The sequence below is a fragment of the Christiangramia sp. OXR-203 genome (assembly GCF_034372165.1).
Taxonomy (GTDB): Bacteria; Bacteroidota; Bacteroidia; order Flavobacteriales; family Flavobacteriaceae; genus Christiangramia.
Genome location: NZ_CP139698.1, coordinates 2,890,165 through 2,908,239, shown reverse-complemented (window position 1 = coordinate 2,908,239; position 18,075 = coordinate 2,890,165). Strand labels below are relative to the sequence as shown.

The following is an 18,075-nucleotide window of genomic DNA, read 5'->3' as shown; positions in this document are numbered from 1 at the left end:
GCGTTAAAAGTACGAAATTTGATATAAAATTTGTGTAATCCACGTAGGCATTAGCCGTAAAAAAAGCCCCGAATCGGGGCTTTACTATTTTCTATTTCTCCATTCCGGGAGGATATTTTTCCATGATCTTGGCAACGATCTCATTGATACGTTCCTGCTTTTTATTTACTTCCCGGGCCAATGCTGCAGTTCCCATTCCCTGCCACACTAATTCTTTATTTTCAGAATCGATAAGGTCTATATAAAGCGTTCCTTCACTGGTTCTGTTAACGGTATTGAATCCGCTTCCCCAGTACCACGGGTTCCATCCCCATCCATAGCCCCAACCAGCAAAGTTATTCTGGTAAATATTGATGTTCTCGTTAGTTTTTGTAAAGATGCTCACTAGAAGATCCGGGTTTTCAGATTTTGTGAAACCATTCTTTTGCATCTCATTCTCGATGGCTCTTAGAATTCTTTTCTTGTCAAGATCAGATATATCGGCTTTATCTATTCCTGGTTTGAAAAATGCGAAGGATTTGTACTGATTAAAATCGGCTTCCCGATCGTAATCTGATGCCACACGCACACTACTACACGAGCTAAAGATTAGTGCCAGTAGCAGCACTAGAGGAGTAATTTTTAAAAATCTCATAGGTTAGAATTTAAGTTGTTCGTTGTTAACTGAAGAAGTACATGAGATTTCCAGTAAGAATACCAGATAATTTCAGATTCTTCAGTCTTCTAAAAGTCTCAAATATCGTGCCGAAGGATTGATTAGAAGGCGATTGAAGCTTAAGAGCCAATTGAGAATACCAGATAAATTACTCCTGCTTATTTGTTTTGCTATTATATCCATAGGGACAATGACGACAACCACTTTCGCAACAATAACCACGTTTTAAGTGATATTTTTCAGTAAAACAGCGGTATCCTTCCGGGGTCAGGTAATAGTCTCCGTCCTCGAGTGGGATTCTTTTTCTCTGAAAATTCATAGCGCTAAAATACAATTTCTTATATTCATTCCATGATTTTGATCGTGAACAGAAGGCTGTTATCAGGGAGATTCAAAGGTATTAGCCTCTGGCCTTTTGTAATACTCGAGAATATTCATCTCAAAAAAGATAAATATTTTATCAATCATGAGCGTATTCACCTCCGGCAGCAAATTGAATTGCTCGTCATCTTCTTCTATGTATGGTATGCGCTGGAATTTTTTATACGATATGCTTCACTTAAGGATGGGATGCAGGCTTATAGAAATATTAGTTTCGAAAAAGAGGCCTACAGGCGTGAAACCGATCTCAATTACCTTAAAAAACGTTCGTTCTGGGCGTTTATGAACTATATGTAGTAAGCTTATAGAATTTCATTGCTTATTCTTTCTTCTAAAGTAGATGCATTATTTTTGCAATTATGAGTTCCATTTTTCAGACTTCGGAAGTTTTTGTTTCTGAAAATCAATTTATTGCTGAATTTTCAAATTCAGTGACCCTACATATTAAGCGTGAAGATCTTTTGCATCCTGAAGTTTCCGGGAACAAATTTAGAAAACTGAAGTATTCCGTATTGAAAGCTTCAGAATTGAAAAAGAATTGCTTGCTAACTTTTGGCGGTGCTCATAGTAATCATATCGCAGCCACGGCAGCAGCCGGAAAACTGGAAGGTATCTCAACTATTGGTTTTATAAGAGGAGATGAACTGGAATTTCAGAAAGAAAAATGGAGTCCAACATTGAAGTATGCAGATTCCTGCGGAATGAAGCTGAAATTTATAAGCAGGGAAGAATATCGGGACAAAGAATCTGAAGCATTTCTGAAGCAATTGCAATCTCAATTTCCCGATGCGATGATCATTCCTGAAGGTGGAACAAGTGAACTGGCGATCAAAGGTTGTGAAGAAATTCTTTCTGAAGCCGATAGTGAATATGATTATATATGTACTTCAGTAGGAACTGGAGGAACTATGGCAGGGATTATTAATGCTTCTTTCACTCACCAAAATATACTGGGTTTTTCAGCTCTCAAATCTGAACATCTTTCCGAAGAAATTGAGAGAATGACTACCAATACGAACTGGTCCATCAATACTAATTATCATTTTGGTGGATATGCAAAGACTTCTGCAGAATTAATTCAGTTTATGAATGATTTTTTCAGAAAAAGCCAAATCAAACTCGATCCGGTTTATACAGGGAAATTACTTTTTGGTATTTTTGAACTCGCGCAGAAAAATTACTTTCCGAAGGGTTCAAAGATCTTGGCAATTCATACCGGAGGCCTGCAGGGAATAGCCGGAATGAACGAGAGATTGAGAAAAAAAGCGCAGCCACAAATTATAACCGAACTATGAAATTGAATAGAGTTTTACTGCTGTTTATTGTTGCCGTTTTTGCTGCTTCCTGCGGAAGTCGTAAAAAGGTGGATACCAGGAAAGATGATGTTGTAAAAAGTGATCGACGGGAAGAGAATAAAAATTCCCCAGCAGAGATCGTTGATGATGTACGGGAAGAAATGCCGCGCAATTCGTACCATTATCGGATAGAGGATTACATTCGGGATTACTCTGATATTGCCCAGGAAGAAATGAAATTATATAAGATCCCTGCAAGTATAACGCTTGCCCAGGGAATTTTAGAATCTGGTGCCGGTAATGGGCAATTGACCAGACAGGCCAATAATCATTTTGGTATTAAATGTCACGATTGGAATGGTGAAAAAGTATACCATGATGATGATAGAAAGGGAGAATGTTTTAGAAAGTATAAGCACGCGAAATATTCTTACAGAGATCATAGCCTGTTCCTTTCAGGGCGAGGTAGATATTCAGAACTTTTTGAACTGGATGCTAATGATTATGAAGGCTGGGCCAAAGGTTTAAGAAAGGCCGGTTATGCAACAGACAGGCGTTATCCAGACAAATTGATCGATCTTATTGAACGTTACGAGTTGTATAAATTTGATGAAAACGTCAACGGAAAATCTACTCGTAGCTATGCTGCACAACCTAAAACCACGAACGAAAGTCATGTGGTACAAAAAGGAGATACCTTGTATTCGATCTCCAAAAAATACGATACTACTGTAGAAGATATTAAAAGAAGGAACGGCCTGAACGGAAATAACATCTCCATTGGCCAGATCCTGAATGTAAAATAGAGGAATAGAGTTATGATTTATAAGAGAAGTAGTGCCTTGTTCGCAGATGCTAAAAAAGTAATTCCGGGCGGAGTGAATTCACCGGTTAGAGCTTTTAAAGCTGTTGGAGGAGATCCTGTTTTCGTTAAGCGAGCTGCAGGAGCCTATTTATATGACGAGGATGATAATCAACTAATAGATTATATAAATTCGTGGGGTCCGCTAATTCTGGGCCACGCCCACAAACCGGTAGTAGATGCTGTAGTTGAAAAAGCAAGGATGGGAACATCTTTTGGAACGCCTACAGAAATTGAAACCAAGATCGCAGAACTGGCGGTTAAAATGGTACCCAATATTGATAAGATAAGAATGGTAAATTCCGGGACTGAAGCCTGTATGAGTGCTGTGCGCCTGGCCCGAGGTTTTACCGGAAAAGATAAAATTATCAAATTTGCTGGTTGTTACCATGGTCATAGTGATTCCTTCCTGATACAGGCAGGGAGTGGGGCAGTAACATTTGGGTCACCAAACAGCCCGGGAGTAACCCAGGGAACGGCTAAAGACACCTTTCTTGCTAATTTCAATGACCTAGCAAATGTAAAAGAGCTCGTAGAAGCTAATAAGGGGGAGATCGCCTGTATCATTCTGGAGCCGGTGGCTGGAAATATGGGATGTATTCCGCCGGCTGAAGGTTTTTTACAAGGTTTGCGAGAAATATGTGATGCAACCGGAATTTTACTTGTTTTTGATGAGGTAATGACTGGTTTCAGACTTGCAGCCGGAGGTGTGCAGCAGAGAGAAAATGTGGTTGCTGATATCGTTTGCTTCGGAAAAGTAATTGGAGGTGGATTGCCTGTTGGGGCCTTCGCGGCAAGAAATGAGATCATGGATCATCTTGCTCCTATAGGACCAGTTTACCAGGCCGGAACATTAAGTGGAAATCCTTTAGCTATGGCTGCCGGTTTAGCTATGCTAACAGAATTGGGCTCAAATCCACAGATCTTTGAAAGCATTGATAAGAAAACAGCCTACCTGCACGAGGGTATGGAAAAAGTATTAAAACAAAATGAGATCGATTTCACGATCAATAGATACGGTTCTATGATCTCGGTACATTTTGGATTGGATGCTGTAACAGATTTTGCTTCCGCAGCAAAGTCGGCGAACTTAGGGACTTTTAATAAATTCTTCCATGGGATGTTGGAAAATGGAATTTATATCGCACCAAGTGCCTATGAAACATGGTTTATAAGTGATGCACTTAGCTACGAAGATCTTGATCGTACGATCGAGGTAGTAGATAAAGTAGCCAAAACACTTTAGAAATATTAGATCCGGCGGTAATTACTGTCGGATCTTTTTTAAAATCTTCTATCCTTAAAATAGAAGTTTTCATCAGCTTTGGTGATCTCCCTAATGACTTTGCATGGATTTCCTGCAGCGATCACATTGGAAGGGATATCACGGGTTACAACACTTCCAGATCCAATTACAGAATTATCGCCAATACTCACTCCAGGATTTATTACTGAATTTCCGCCTATCCAAACATTATTACCAATTGTCACAGGAATTGCATATTCCCATTCTTCGTTTCGCTTATTTGCATCTATAGGATGTCCGGCCGTAAAAATACTCACGTTTGGAGCGATCATTACATGGTCACCTATCCTAACTTCAGCGCAGTCCAGTATGGTTAGATTATAATTCGAGTAAAAGTGATTTCCAAGGTGAATATTGTAGCCATAATCACATTGAAATGGCGGCTGTATATAAAATTCCGAAGAAACTGAACCAAGTATTCTGCGAATGAGATCGTGTCTTTCATTAATTAGTTCAGGCGATATATTATTAAAACCAAAACAAGTTTTTTGAGCATGCAGTCGCTCTTTGAATAATTCCTTGTCTGAAGCTTTATAGGCCTGCTCACTGAGCATCTTTTCTTTCTCGCTCGCCATGGGCTAATTGCTTAATTTCAACAATTCCTCGAGATAAGTTCTGGAATTCGAAAGTCTTGGTACTTTGTGCTGACCGCCAACTTTGTTATGCATTTTCAACCAATCATAAAAAAGATCAGGACGCGCCTGGTGTACAAGCGGCGCATTTAGGGTCATGTTATTGTACCTTTTTGCCTCATAATCACTATTTACCTCTTGCAAGGCAAGATCAAGCTGAACTTTGAAATTATCGAAATCTCTCGGTTCGTTCTTGAATTCGATCATCCATTCATGGGCACCTTTCTCACGACCTTCCATAAATATTGGGGCAACCGTATAATCCTTAATCTCACAATTAGTTAAAAGACATACTTTTTTGAGAGCAGATTCAGCATTTTCAATGATAAGTTCTTCACCAAAAACATTGATATGATGCTTGGTTCTCCCGGTAACTTTAATGCGGTAAGGATTAGTATTAGTAAACTTAATGGTATCACCAATCTTATATCTCCATAAGCCGGCATTTGTTGTGATCACTACAGCGTAGTTCACGCCAATTTGCACTTCATCAAGTGGGATAGCGTGTTCCAGTGCAGAGCCATAGCTGTCCATGGGAATAAACTCATAAAAAATTCCGTAATCCAGCATGAGTAGCATTTCTTTGGAATCGTTAAGATCCTGACAGGCGAAAAAGCCTTCAGAAGCATTGTAGATCTCATAGAACCTAAAATCTTCCTTGGGTAAAATTTTCTGGTATTGGGAAGCATAAGGCTCGAAACTTACTCCGCCATGAAAATATGCTTCCAGGTGAGGCCAGACCTCAAATACGTTTTCTTTTCCAGTACTTTGCAGCACATTATTCAGTAAAACCAGCATCCAGCTAGGAACACCGGCAAGACTGGTCACCCGTTCCTTAATGGTTTCGTTTACAATTGCCTGCATCTTGGTTTCCCAGTCATGCATCAATGAAACTTCGTTACTCGGAGTGCTACTAAACTCTGCCCAGAAAGGCATATTATCTATAAGAATAGCTGAAAGATCTCCGTAGCTTGTTCCGTTTTCCTGGTAAAGTTCCTTGCTTCCTCCCAGACGCAGACTTTTACCGGTAAACATCTGCGATCCAGGATTGTTATTCAGGTATATGCAGATGAGGTCTTTCCCGGCAGCGTAATGGCAGGCTTCCAGTGAATCCTGACTAACGGGAATAAATTTGCTTTTTGCATTGGTGGTACCGCTGGATTTTGCAAACCAACGAATAGCTCCCGGCCAGAAAATATTATGTTCACCTTTACGGCTACGCTCAATATCACTTTCGATATCTTCATATTTCTGAATAGGAACACGTTCCCTGAATTTCTGGTAATTATTGATCTCAGAAAAATGGTAGCGCTTCCCAACTTCAGTATTCTTTGCTTTGGTAATTAGGTTTCGAAGCAGCTCTTGCTGTACCTCATGAGGATACTTAATGAACAATTCCATTTGATGAATTCTCTTCTTTAAGAACCAAGAAGCAATGGAGTTGACTAATGGAATTGGCATTATTTATTTCTATCTTTAAGCCTTGTTTTGCAGGCGTGACGTTATCTGGTTAAAAATAACGGATTCTTTGAAGCCTGCAAAAAAATAGTTTAGTCTTAAAAAGAAAATTCAATGATCTATAGCGGTGTCCTTACCAAAATGAGAACCGAACTTAGCGATACAGTCCAGTATTATTTAGTCTGGAAGGATGATTTCATTCATATGAATCAATTGATAGGCAAGAAAATAAGCATCAACTTTCTCAAATATGAGTGTTTGAATTGTGGGCTTCAGAAGAAGATTTTCAGACAGGGTTTATGTTATGATTGTTTCAGCTCTATACCCCAGGCTGGGGAATGGGTGATTAGTCCGGAGAAGAGTAAAGCGCATTTAGATGAGGTAGATCGTGATCTGGAGTATGAAAAGAGATCACAGCTGCAACCGCATATTGTCTACCTGGCAAATTCAAGTGATGTGAAAGTTGGGGTTACGCGTAAAACTCAGGTGCCTACAAGATGGATTGATCAGGGTGCACATGAAGCGATCGAAATTGTGGAGGTTCCCAATCGTTATCTTGCCGGAATTACTGAAGTTGCCCTAAAGAATCATGTAGCCGATAAGACGAACTGGAGGAAAATGCTTACTAACGATGTGCTTGATCTGGATCTTCACGCTGAAAGAGATAAACTGAAGCCATTCATTCCAGATGAAGCACGTGAATATTACCTGGCCAGTAACAAGGAGACCGAAATCAAATTTCCGGTAGAGAAATACCCTGAAAAAGTAAAGACTTTGAATTTAAGTAAGAGTCCGTATTATGAAGGCTTATTACGCGGCATCAAAGGTCAGTATCTCATTTTTGATGATGGCACTGCATTCAATGTAAGAGGTCATGAGGGTCACGTAGTCGAGATCAAAGTAGTGCTGTAATTTTAGATACAAAAAAAAAGCAGAACCGGAAGGTTCTGCTTTTTCGCTCCTAATTATTATTGGTAGTGGTATCAGTTTTCTTTTTATTATTCTTCAAGATGCCACCAAGAATATTCTTTGCAGCATTCTGAACCTGCTCCTTCTGTGACTTCTGAATAGTATCAGATTTAGTTGTTTTGCTTTGAGCGATGCTGTCCTGCTTTACAGCAGTTGTATCGTTTTTACTGAAAGGTTTTTTGGGATCACGTTTCCCCTGAAGGATATCATTGATCGCATCTACAGCTTTATCTTCCAGCTTGCCTTTTTGCTTTTCAACCACCTTTTGCGTAAGACTGTTCACTGCCTGCTGCATGTTCAAACTGATTTTTGGATTTTGAAAACTTCCGGTGATCCCAACGGGTAGTGCTACCATCATATTGGAGAAGTCTTCACCACTTAGTTTTCCAAGTGTTCCGCCTACTTCATTTCCGAGATATTTTGCCGGAATGTCCAGTTTAAGGTCATAGTTCATATTCATATCAAATCCATGAGTACCGCTAACCTGGAACTTAACACCTTTAATGTCAAAATCAAATGGTGCAATAGCTACCTGTCCATCATTAAATGAAAGTTTCGTTTTAAGATTAGAAAGATCGATCTTATCGAAATTGATGAAACCAAGCTGACTATCAAGTTTTGACAATAATGCTGCTTGTTGCGGGTCGAGTTCTGCAGTAAGTAACTCTGCAAGAGCATCACCCACAAGGCTGGTAAGTTGCGGGGTAAGATCCTCGTTCAGGTTACCCTTTAAATTTACTTTGGACTGTACTTTTCCTTTCATGGCTTTTGCCAGTGGAGCAAGATTCTGCATAAGTTCAAGTCCGTTAAAAGATGATGCGATATCCAATGAATTTAGATCCAGATTCATCTCGAAAGTAGGAGTAGGATTTTTTGTGGAAACAAAGCCATTGGCACCAATACTACCATTGAAAATATTGGTAGATACGTTCTGCAATCTGGCAGATTCATCTTTAATAATCAATAATCCAGTTACATTCTTTAATTCCAGATTATCATAATAAACTGTATTAGCATCAAATTGTAACTGAATATCCAGAAAAGAAGGAATTTTTACGGCTTCCTTTCCGGTGGTCTTACTTTCTGTTTTTTGTTCGCCATCTTCAGTCGTCGTTGTGACCTCTTCAGTTTCAGCCAACATAAAATCATTCACAGAAAACACATTCGATCTAGCTTTAAAATCACCTTTTAGCTGCTGATCTGTAAATAAAAATCCAATCAGGTTTTGAATTGTTCCATTTGCAGTAAGATCTGTTTTTCCGGTGCTTAGCTTCAATTCAGGAACACTAACATTCCCCTGATTAAAACTCATATTGGCATTGGAAATACTGATCTTGTTTGGAATTTCAGGAGAAGCATAGCTAAAGTTTGAAATAGAAGCCGTTCCCTTACTTTTTACATTTTGATATTGTTCTTTTTCAATAGAATTCATATCGAAACTGGTCTGCACATCTGCAGTAAGCCTTCCGTTTAAATCCTGTTCGAGCTCCAGTGGATAGGCTTTGTTGAGGTTAGCCAGATTTATACTTCCCTTTAAGGCTAGACTTACCAGCATATTTTCAGTAAGATTACTCACTTTTCCATTGGCAGAAAATTGATCTTCATCTATTCTGAAAGTAGCTGTATTGATATCGATATAAGTGTCTTCTGCAATTCCGGAATCGTTGAGGATCACCATATCCAGGTTAATATCCTGTACACTTTTAGGCAGCTCCGGATATTTGAAGGATGCGTTGCTGGAAGATATTTTCACGTTCATCTTCGGAATATAGGTATCGTCAGCTTTTCCGAAGATTCTACCGTCAACGATAAAGTCTCCGTTGGTCTCTACATTTTCAATATTCTGCGCGTAAGTTTGAGGAATCACTGCAAGGAAGTTTTTGAAATCTGAAGAAGGGGTTTTAAAGCTTAGATCCATTTCAGTATCACTTTCATTTACCTGCACATAACCGTCGAAGGTTAAGGGTAACTGGTTCACCATGGCTTCGTTTTCAAGAAAAGTATAGCGCATATTTTCCAGGTCCATTTCCAGTACAGCATCAAGGCTAACGGAATTCTGATTCAGATAATTTACTCCATCGTAATCTAGACTTACCAGTGCTTCGGAATAGGTTTCCAATTCAGAAGTAGCAAGAGAGAAATCACCATTTCCTTCATGATTCAGGTTTTCAACATCCAGTGAGATCTTCGCCGACTCATCCACATATTTAATCCTGGTATTGTTGATCTCATAGTGCTTTAGGTCCAGGCTGAATCCTGTAGCGGTCGAATCTGCGGCGGTTGCCGTGGTATCTTCAATAGCAATATCATAATTGGCTTGTCCCAATGAGTCCACCTTGATATTTAGATAGGCGTTATTGATCTTTACCTGATCTACTCTTTTAGGTTCAGAGCTACTCTTAAAAAGTTCCTTGACAGTCATTTCCAGGATGATCTCTTCACTAAGTGCAAGAGTATCTCCTTTAAAAGGTTCGTTATTTATAATGCTAAGATCCTCGATCACCAAAGTAGCATCAGGAAAATTTCGAAACATACTAAGGTTAATATCTTCAAAATCTACCTGAGCATCCATGTTCTCGTTCAATGTTTTTCTCACGAGATCCTTCAGCTGAGATTCAAATACAAAAGGTGCGATCACTAATAGGATGATGATGGTTAGTAGTGTAAATCCAATTATTTTAAATGCTTTTTTCATAATTCTATATTTTAGAACAGCTATGCTATTCGAGAGTAGGTTAATCAAATTGTAATTCTTCCGCAGGCTTCAGCTTAAAATATTTTCTGAAGGCGAAAACCGCAGCATACAAAAATGGCGTGTCTATCGCAGCAACCAAAACTTTAAAAAGAAATCCGCTAAGTAAGAGTCCGCCAAAGAGTTCCCATGAAATTTTATTAAATGTACAGAGCAAGAATAGGACCGAGAATGTATCTACGAACTGGGACAGGAAAGTAGAGAAATTGTTTCTTAGCCAGAGATGTTTCCCGCGGGTAAGTTTCTTCCAGAAATGAAATAGCTGAATGTCCACATACTGAGCCAGCAAATAGGCGACCATGCTGGCAAAAACCGCAATAGTAGTAGCACCAAAGACCCTTCCAAAGATTTCGTTATTGATGGGTGACCAGCTGGTTGCAGGAACATAATCTGCGATATAAATAATTAATAAGGAAAAAACCGAGGCAAATATTCCCGTGGTTACTACCTGATTAGCCTTCTTTTTTCCATAGATCTCGCTAATAATATCGGTGATCAAAAATGTGATTGGATATGGTAAAATTCCTACGGAAATCTCAAAAGTGTAAATTCCGAAGAAATCCCAGTAAAAAAACTTTTGAAAGATCAGGTTGGAGACCACCAGAGAGGCAATGAATAACGCGCTCAGGATCATATAAATTTGTAAAGCCCTGTGCTTATTTTTCCGGGAAAGTTTACTCAAATTTTTTTATTAAGTCTTGCTACAAAATTAAGAGTATGTGCTTTTGTTTTGCTTAATTTGCTGTGAAATTATTTGAAGCTACCTATTAAAATTTTCTTAATCCGTTTTGAATTCCCCTAAAACAGTACTATTGGCCTTAGGTAGTAACCTTGGCGACCGTCTAGGTTATATGCAAACTGCGCTTGATCAAATTCATGAAAATATTGGATGGGTTCGGGAGGTTTCTGGTATTTACGAAACTCCGGCCTGGGGATTTGAAGGAAATTCATTTTACAATGCCTGTACGAAGATCGAAACAAGACTGGATCCACAGCGAATTCTAAAAAGTTTACAGGCAATAGAAAATAAACAGGGACGAGAGAGAAATAATTCCGGTGCTTATCAAAACAGGGTGATCGATCTGGATCTTCTAATTTTTGAAGATGAGATCATTCAGGTAGAGAACTTGCAGATCCCACATCCCGGAATTCCAGATAGAAAATTCGTTTTATTGCCGCTTCAGGATATTGCAGCAAAGGAAATACACCCGGTTCTTAAAAGGTCGTATCGCGATCTACTTGCAGAGACCAGTGATATTTCAGAAATTAATAAGGTGTCAGAGAAATTAAATATTCCGGGTATTAAGTATAATTTTCCTGCTTGTAATTATATCGCTGTAGAAGGAAATATTGGTGCCGGTAAAACCAGTTTTTCCACGATGGTTTCCGAAGATTTTAATGCAAAATTGATTCTCGAACGCTTTAAGGATAACCCATTTCTACCAAAGTTTTACGAGGATAAGGATCGCTATGCATTTTCATTGGAAATGTCTTTCCTGGCAGACAGGTATCAGCAACTCTCAGATGACCTCGCGCAGTACGATCTATTTAAGGACTTTATCATTTCAGATTATGACGTTTTCAAGTCACTTATTTTTGCAAGAATTACGCTGCATGAAGATGAATATTCACTGTATCACAAGTTATTCCATCTAATGTATAAGGAGCTGGTAAAACCGGAACTTTATATCTATTTGTATCAAAATACCGACAGGTTGCTTCAAAATATCAAGAAAAGAGGCAGGGATTATGAGCAGAATATTCAACCGGAGTATTTGATCGAGATCAATAAGAGTTACCTGAATTTTATCAAGTCTCAAAGTAATATGAAGGTGCAGATCATCGATATTTCAGACTTGGATTTCGTGGCGAACCGGCAGGATTATTTAAAGCTTCTGGCCGAAATCGATAAAGCTGTAAACTAGTTTATCGCTGTAATTTCGAAAAAAGATCCCATACTACAACCCCTGTGCTTACTGAAATGTTCAGAGAATGTTTGCTTCCCAGCTGAGGTATTTCGATAACCGCATCACTGGCAGTTACTACTTCCTGTTGCACACCTTTTACTTCATTCCCGAATATTACTGCGGAAGTCTGATCCTTTAAAAGTTCAAATTTATCCAGCATCACAGCATTTTCGGCTTGTTCTATGGCGTAGACTTTTTTTCCTTCCTGCTGAAGTTTTGTGACAAGCTCAAGAGTATCTTCCACATATTCCCATGCGACAGTCTCCGTGGCGCCCAGAGCGGTTTTTTGAATATCCTTGTGGGGTGGTCTGGCGGTAATTCCGCATAAATAGATCTTTTCGATCAAAAACGCATCGGCAGTTCTAAAAACCGATCCAATATTATTCAGACTTCTAATATTGTCCAGAATGATTATAATTGGAGTCTTGGTTGCTTCTTTAAATTCTGAAACCGTTTTCCGGTCCAGTTCCGCATTTTTAAGTTTCCTGTTTGCCATGCCGGCAAAAATAGCAAATCTTCAGAAGCAAATAGGGGTATCCAGTTTCGCAGCTTGTACAAATGTTAGGATTAAGTTGTAATTACGACCTAAGCAGCTCATTTTTTATCGCTTTCGCTTAAATTGCAAGGCATCCAAAAATTAGAATTTGCCAAGAAGAAAAAAGACATTAGAAGCTAATAAAATCAATTTTAGAGAAAGTTTTGCTTCCCTAAAATTCGTTCCGAGATTTTTTAAAGAAATAAGGAAAGTGAATCCGTCACTTTTTTATGCCAATATTTCTGGTCGTGTTTTAAATGCGGTGTTACCAGTGATCATGCTTTTGCTGGGAAAATTGATCATTGATGAAGTAATTCTGCAGATTGGGAATGAAGTAAAAGACCTGGATAGATTGTGGATACTGGTGGCGGCAGAATTTGGACTGGCTATACTATCAGATCTGCTAAGTCGTGGGATTAGTTTAAGTGATGCGCTTTTGGGTGACCAATACTCCATAGATACATCTGTCAGAATAATAAAAAAGACATCCGAACTTAATCTCGATCAACTTGAAGATTCTGAATTTTACGATAAATTGGAAAGAGCGCGGCAGCAAACTACGGGAAGAGTAGGGTTAATGTCTAATATTTTGACCCAGGGAGAGGATGTCATTGTGATAATCTCTTTACTTGCCGGGGTCGTTGCTTTCGAGCCATGGTTAATCATTCTTTTAATCGTTTCAATTATTCCAACCATTATTAACGAGATCAAGTTTAGTGGAACAAGCTATTCTCTGGCCCGAAGCTGGACCCAGGAAAGACGGGAACTTGATTATTTACGTTACGCGGGTGCCAGTGATGTCACTGCAAAAGAGGTGAAGTTGTTCGGACTCTCAAATTATCTTGCGGGAAGATTTCAGAATCTATCAGCAAAATATTATAAGCAAAGTAAGAGCCTGGCGAAACAAAGAGCTGGTTGGGGTTCAGTTTTTAATATTATTGGAACAGGAGCCTATTATGGTGCTTACGTATTTATCATCTTTAGAACTGTTGCCGGGATCTTCAGTATTGGTGACCTGACTTTCTTATCTGGATCCTTCAATAGATTACGATCAAAATTACAAGGTTTTTTCACCCGTTTTACTCAGATTACCGAGAGTGCTCTCTATCTTCAGGATTATTTCGAATTCCTGGATCTGTCCTTCAGCAATGAAAATTCAGAAGAAAAGCTTGAGTTACCAAAAGAGATCAAACATGGTTTCGAGTTTAAAAATGTTGGTTTTAAATATCCAAAATCTAAAAAATGGGTGGTTAGAAATATCAATTTTCACCTTAGAGCTGGAGAAAAACTGGCTTTTGTTGGTGAGAACGGAGCTGGAAAAACAACATTGATCAAATTGCTTTTACAGTTTTATGAACCAACGGAAGGGGAGATCTTACTTGATCATGTTCCAATTCAAAAGTATAACCAGGCGGCGTATCAGCAATATTTTGGTGTGATCTTTCAGGATTTTGTGAAATTTGAATTGACCCTGCGTGAAAATATTGCCATGGGTGAAATTGGAGAAATAGGCAATCAATCCCGAATAGACAGTGCTGCACAGAAAAGTCTGGCGCAGGAAGTAGTTTCAGAATTACCGCTTGGCTATGCACAGCAGTTAGGGAAAAGGTTTAAGAACGGGAAGGATCTTTCCGGAGGTCAATGGCAAAAAATTGCGATCGCCCGGGCTTATATGAAAGATGCAGAGGTGCTGATTCTTGACGAACCAACTTCGGCTCTTGATGCCCGCGCAGAAACCGAAGCATTCCAGCGCTTTATTCAATTAACTCAAGGTAAAACGGCGGTGATCATTTCGCATAGATTTAGTACCGTGCGTATTGCAGACAGAATTATGGTTTTAAAAAACGGTCAGGTGGAAGAAATTGGAACTCACCTGGAGTTGATGGCGAATGATAAATTATATGCCGAGTTGTTTAATTTGCAGGCTGCGGGATATCAATAATCTATAAATTTGGATTCGATGGAACTACATACGATCAGACTTTTGCTTGATTTCGGACTTATGGTTCTAATCTGGGTCGTGCAACTGGTCATTTATCCCGGGCTTTGTCATTATGGGCAGAATGAACTTGGTGACTGGCATAAAAAATATACCGTAAGAATAGGGGTGATCGTGGGGCCTTTAATGATCTTGCAATTGATCTTTGCGAGTTGGCAATTATTCCTGCACCGGGGTGTTTATGAAATCACCAGTCTACTTCTTATAGTAGCTTTATGGCTGCTTACCTTTCTTATTTTTGTGCCTTTACACAATGCGATCAAACCATCTGAAAGTTGCGAGCAGATCACCGGGAACCTGGTCTCCAAAAACTGGTCCAGAACTATTTTATGGTCTGCACTATTTATCATGACGCTTCTTGTCGAAATTTTAGATTAAATTTTCGGGCAAAGTCCTGAATCTTTACATTAGCATTCCATAAAATCCCGGAAAATTGGCAGAGAAAAAACCGCAGAAGGTGACCCCTTTAATGAAACAGTACAATAGCATTAAGCTGAAATACCCTGACGCCATGCTTCTTTTCAGGGTCGGAGATTTTTATGAAACTTTTGGAGAAGATGCGGTGAAGGCTGCACGAATTCTCAATATTGTACTTACCAATCGTAATAACGGCGGTGAGCGCACGGAGCTGGCTGGATTTCCTCATCATTCACTTAATACCTATCTGCCAAAATTAGTAAGAGCAGGTCAGCGTGTTGCTATTTGCGATCAGTTAGAGGACCCGAAAATGACTAAAACGATCGTTAAAAGAGGCGTGACCGAACTGGTTACTCCAGGAGTTGCTTTCAACGACGATATATTAAGTAGTAAATCAAATAATTTTCTTTGTGCCGTTCACTTCGGAAAGAAAAACCTGGGAATTTCCTTTCTGGATATCTCTACGGGTGAATTTTTATGCGCACAGGGAAATCAGGAATATATTGATAAACTACTTCAGAACTTTTCACCTAGTGAAATTCTGGTTCAAAAGAAGTATAAGAAGGATTTTACATCAGAATTTGGCAAGGATCATCATTGTTTCTTTCTGGATGACTGGATCTTTAAAAGTGACTATGCTCATGAAACTCTCAACGATCACTTCGGAACAAAATCGCTAAAAGGTTTTGGTGTAGACCATCTTGAAGAGGGTATTGTAGCTTCTGGGGCGGTGCTCTATTACCTTGGAGAAACCAGGCATCATCGCCTTCAGCATATAGTTTCTTTAAACCGAATCGCAGAAGAGCAATACGTATGGATGGACAGGTTTACCATCAGGAACCTAGAGTTGTATCATTCTAATGCGGCAAACGCTGTGACCTTGCTGGATGTGATCGATAAAACGATCTCACCAATGGGTGGCCGACTTTTAAAACGCTGGCTGGCACTACCGCTCAAAGATGCGAATCTTATAGAACAACGTCTGGAAGTAGTAGATTTTCTACTGAAGAATCCGGATAGATTGGAAAGAATTCAGGAGCAATTAAGAGAAATGAGCGATCTGGAACGTCTAATCTCCAAGGTTGCTACTCAGAAGATAAGTCCGCGTGAAGTAAACCAGCTAAGACATTCGCTGAATGCCATTATGCCAATTAAAGAACTCGCTCTGGAATGCGATAATGAAGCGATCAGGGTTATTGGAGATACTTTGAACAGCTGCGATTTGTTGCGTAGTAAGATTTCTGAAAGTATTACTGAAGAAGCTCCAGTCAATGTTCAGAAAGGAAATGTGATCGCGAAAGGTTTTTCTTCAGAATTAGATGACCTGCGGGCCATAGCTTTTTCTGGAAAGGATTATCTGGATAATATGATCAAACGTGAGACCCAGGAAACAGGCATCACATCCTTAAAGATCGGGAAGAACAATGTGTACGGTTATTATATCGAAGTTAGAAATACACATAAAGACAAGGTGCCGGAAACCTGGAACAGAAAGCAAACTCTTGTAAACGCTGAACGTTATATTACAGAAGAGCTCAAGGAATACGAGTCTAAGATTCTGGGAGCAGAGGAGAAGATCCAGCAACTTGAACAGGAATTATTCTCAAAACTGATCTCCTGGATGGCTGAATATATTGATCCTGTACAGCGAAATGCAAAGTTGATCGCAAGACTGGATTGTCTTGCTTCGTTTGCTCAATTGGCGAAACTGGAGAATTATTCGCGTCCGTCTATCACCGATAGTTATGCACTAGCGATCGAAGAAGGAAGGCACCCGGTGATCGAGAAACAATTACCATCTGGAGAAGTTTACGTGACCAACAATGTTAATCTTGATCGAGAGGACCAGCAGATCATTATGATTACGGGGCCAAATATGAGTGGTAAATCGGCCATATTGCGACAAACTGCGTTAATCGTACTTATGGCTCAAATGGGAAGTTTTGTGCCAGCGAAAGCTGCGGAAATTGGCCTGGTGGATAAAATCTTTACACGAGTAGGAGCAAGCGATAATATTTCGATGGGAGAATCTACTTTTATGGTAGAAATGAATGAAACTGCGAGTATTCTGAATAATATTTCTGAAAGAAGTCTCGTGCTGCTTGATGAAATTGGTAGGGGAACCAGTACCTATGATGGGATTAGTATCGCCTGGGCGATTAGTGAGTATTTGCACGAACATCCGGCCCGGCCAAAAACACTCTTCGCTACACATTATCATGAGTTGAATGAGATGTGTGAAACCTTTAGCAGGATTAAGAATTATAATGTTTCGGTCAAGGAATTAAAGGATAATGTATTGTTTCTTCGAAAGCTGGTGCCTGGAGGTAGTGAACATAGTTTCGGGATACATGTCGCAAAGATGGCGGGGATGCCACAAATGGTATTACATCGAGCGAACAAAATTCTTGCAAAACTGGAGGCTTCCCACTCGATGGAAGATTCTGGGGTGGTTATGAAAAGTTCTGCGGAAGAGGAAATGCAACTTAGTTTTTTCAATCTGGATGATCCTTTACTGGAAGATTTGAAGCAAGAGCTACTGGGAATTGATATTGATACACTAACGCCGGTAGAAGCACTAATGAAACTGAATGAGATCAAGAGAATGCTCAGTAAGCAGTAAGTATATTATGGGTTGCACTTTAAGTATTGCAGTTAATTATTGCTGAAGTACATATTAAATGAAAGTTGCTCAACTCCTAATTACTGATAATGAAGAGATAAGCATCCATGCTGGAAAGAATTGGTTTTTGAGGAATCTTTTTTCTTAAATAATTCTTTGCTGTTATAAGATTTGTTTTAAATTTGCCTCCGCAATTAACGCTATGATAAAAGGCGTTGTGTTCT

At 39.3% G+C, this 18,075-nt stretch carries 16 protein-coding genes; 9 read left to right on the top strand and 7 right to left on the bottom strand.

The features are described from left to right. Positions 1–91 precede the first annotated feature (91 nt). Both T8I65_RS13405 and T8I65_RS13400 read right to left on the bottom strand, forming a co-directional pair. A complete protein-coding gene (locus tag T8I65_RS13405; RefSeq protein ID WP_322301074.1) occupies positions 92–634 on the bottom strand; it encodes a DUF4136 domain-containing protein in 543 nt (180 codons plus the stop codon). A gap of 169 nt (positions 635–803) precedes the next feature. Next, the gene (locus T8I65_RS13400) at positions 804–974 is read right to left on the bottom strand and encodes a DUF5522 domain-containing protein (protein WP_295177961.1); all 171 of its coding nucleotides are present in this window, start codon (positions 972–974) and stop codon (positions 804–806) included. Between the two features lie 32 nt (positions 975–1,006). Here T8I65_RS13400 and T8I65_RS13395 point away from each other — a divergent pair, with 32 nt between their 5' ends. The 4 genes from T8I65_RS13395 (at position 1,007) to hemL (ending at position 4,439) form a co-directional block, all read left to right on the top strand. Beyond that, positions 1,007–1,333: a hypothetical protein gene (locus T8I65_RS13395; RefSeq protein WP_322301073.1), complete on the top strand. Its 327-nt coding sequence runs from the start codon at positions 1,007–1,009 to the stop codon at positions 1,331–1,333. Between the two features lie 62 nt (positions 1,334–1,395). Then, positions 1,396–2,331, top strand: coding sequence for a 1-aminocyclopropane-1-carboxylate deaminase/D-cysteine desulfhydrase (locus tag T8I65_RS13390; protein WP_322301072.1), 936 nt, complete (start codon positions 1,396–1,398; stop codon positions 2,329–2,331). Then, the gene (locus tag T8I65_RS13385; protein WP_322301071.1) at positions 2,328–3,137 is read left to right on the top strand and encodes a glucosaminidase domain-containing protein; all 810 of its coding nucleotides are present in this window, start codon (positions 2,328–2,330) and stop codon (positions 3,135–3,137) included. The genes T8I65_RS13390 and T8I65_RS13385 overlap by 4 nt, the downstream gene beginning before the upstream one ends. Positions 3,138–3,149: 12 nt before the next feature. Then, positions 3,150–4,439 carry a glutamate-1-semialdehyde 2,1-aminomutase gene (gene hemL, locus T8I65_RS13380; protein WP_322301070.1) on the top strand — a complete coding sequence of 430 codons (1,290 nt, stop codon included), beginning with the start codon at positions 3,150–3,152 and terminating at the stop codon, positions 4,437–4,439. Positions 4,440–4,477: 38 nt separating this feature from the next. Here the strand turns inward: hemL and T8I65_RS13375 are convergent, their stop codons facing one another. Together T8I65_RS13375 and T8I65_RS13370 are read right to left on the bottom strand one after the other, a co-directional pair. Continuing rightward, entirely contained in the window at positions 4,478–5,074 is a 597-nt protein-coding gene (locus T8I65_RS13375; RefSeq protein ID WP_322301069.1) for a sugar O-acetyltransferase, read from the bottom strand. Between the two features lie 3 nt (positions 5,075–5,077). Then, a complete protein-coding gene (locus T8I65_RS13370) occupies positions 5,078–6,592 on the bottom strand; it encodes a GH3 auxin-responsive promoter family protein (protein WP_322301068.1) in 1,515 nt (504 codons plus the stop codon). 111 nt (positions 6,593–6,703) lie between these two features. Here T8I65_RS13370 and T8I65_RS13365 point away from each other — a divergent pair, with 111 nt between their 5' ends. After that, on the top strand, positions 6,704–7,501 hold the full coding sequence (locus T8I65_RS13365; protein ID WP_322301067.1) for a DUF2797 domain-containing protein: 798 nt from the start codon (positions 6,704–6,706) through the stop codon (positions 7,499–7,501). A gap of 49 nt (positions 7,502–7,550) precedes the next feature. On the opposite strand, the gene T8I65_RS13360 is transcribed toward T8I65_RS13365, so the two are convergent. Both T8I65_RS13360 and T8I65_RS13355 read right to left on the bottom strand, forming a co-directional pair. Continuing rightward, positions 7,551–10,253, bottom strand: a complete 2,703-nt coding sequence (locus tag T8I65_RS13360; RefSeq protein ID WP_322301066.1) for an AsmA-like C-terminal region-containing protein — start codon at positions 10,251–10,253, stop codon at positions 7,551–7,553. Positions 10,254–10,293: 40 nt separating this feature from the next. After that, positions 10,294–10,944 carry a queuosine precursor transporter gene (locus tag T8I65_RS13355; RefSeq protein WP_322302802.1) on the bottom strand — a complete coding sequence of 217 codons (651 nt, stop codon included), beginning with the start codon at positions 10,942–10,944 and terminating at the stop codon, positions 10,294–10,296. Positions 10,945–11,098: 154 nt separating this feature from the next. On the opposite strand from T8I65_RS13355, the gene folK reads away from it, so the two are divergent. After that, positions 11,099–12,235: a 2-amino-4-hydroxy-6-hydroxymethyldihydropteridine diphosphokinase gene (folK, locus tag T8I65_RS13350; protein WP_322301065.1), complete on the top strand. Its 1,137-nt coding sequence runs from the start codon at positions 11,099–11,101 to the stop codon at positions 12,233–12,235. A 1-nt stretch (position 12,236) separates the two neighbouring features. Here folK and T8I65_RS13345 read toward each other — a convergent pair whose 3' ends face one another. Next, a complete protein-coding gene (locus T8I65_RS13345; protein ID WP_322301064.1) occupies positions 12,237–12,773 on the bottom strand; it encodes an RNA methyltransferase in 537 nt (178 codons plus the stop codon). Positions 12,774–12,921: 148 nt separating this feature from the next. Here T8I65_RS13345 and T8I65_RS13340 point away from each other — a divergent pair, with 148 nt between their 5' ends. From T8I65_RS13340 to mutS, 3 genes are all read left to right on the top strand, one after another. Continuing rightward, positions 12,922–14,754 (top strand): ABC transporter ATP-binding protein, encoded by a 1,833-nt coding sequence (locus tag T8I65_RS13340; protein WP_322301063.1) that lies wholly within the window; start codon positions 12,922–12,924, stop codon positions 14,752–14,754. Positions 14,755–14,772: 18 nt separating this feature from the next. Continuing rightward, positions 14,773–15,189, top strand: a complete 417-nt coding sequence (locus tag T8I65_RS13335) for a hypothetical protein (protein ID WP_322301062.1) — start codon at positions 14,773–14,775, stop codon at positions 15,187–15,189. A 91-nt stretch (positions 15,190–15,280) separates the two neighbouring features. After that, the gene (gene mutS / locus T8I65_RS13330) at positions 15,281–17,851 is read left to right on the top strand and encodes a DNA mismatch repair protein MutS (protein WP_416173219.1); all 2,571 of its coding nucleotides are present in this window, start codon (positions 15,281–15,283) and stop codon (positions 17,849–17,851) included. Positions 17,852–18,075 lie beyond the last annotated feature (224 nt).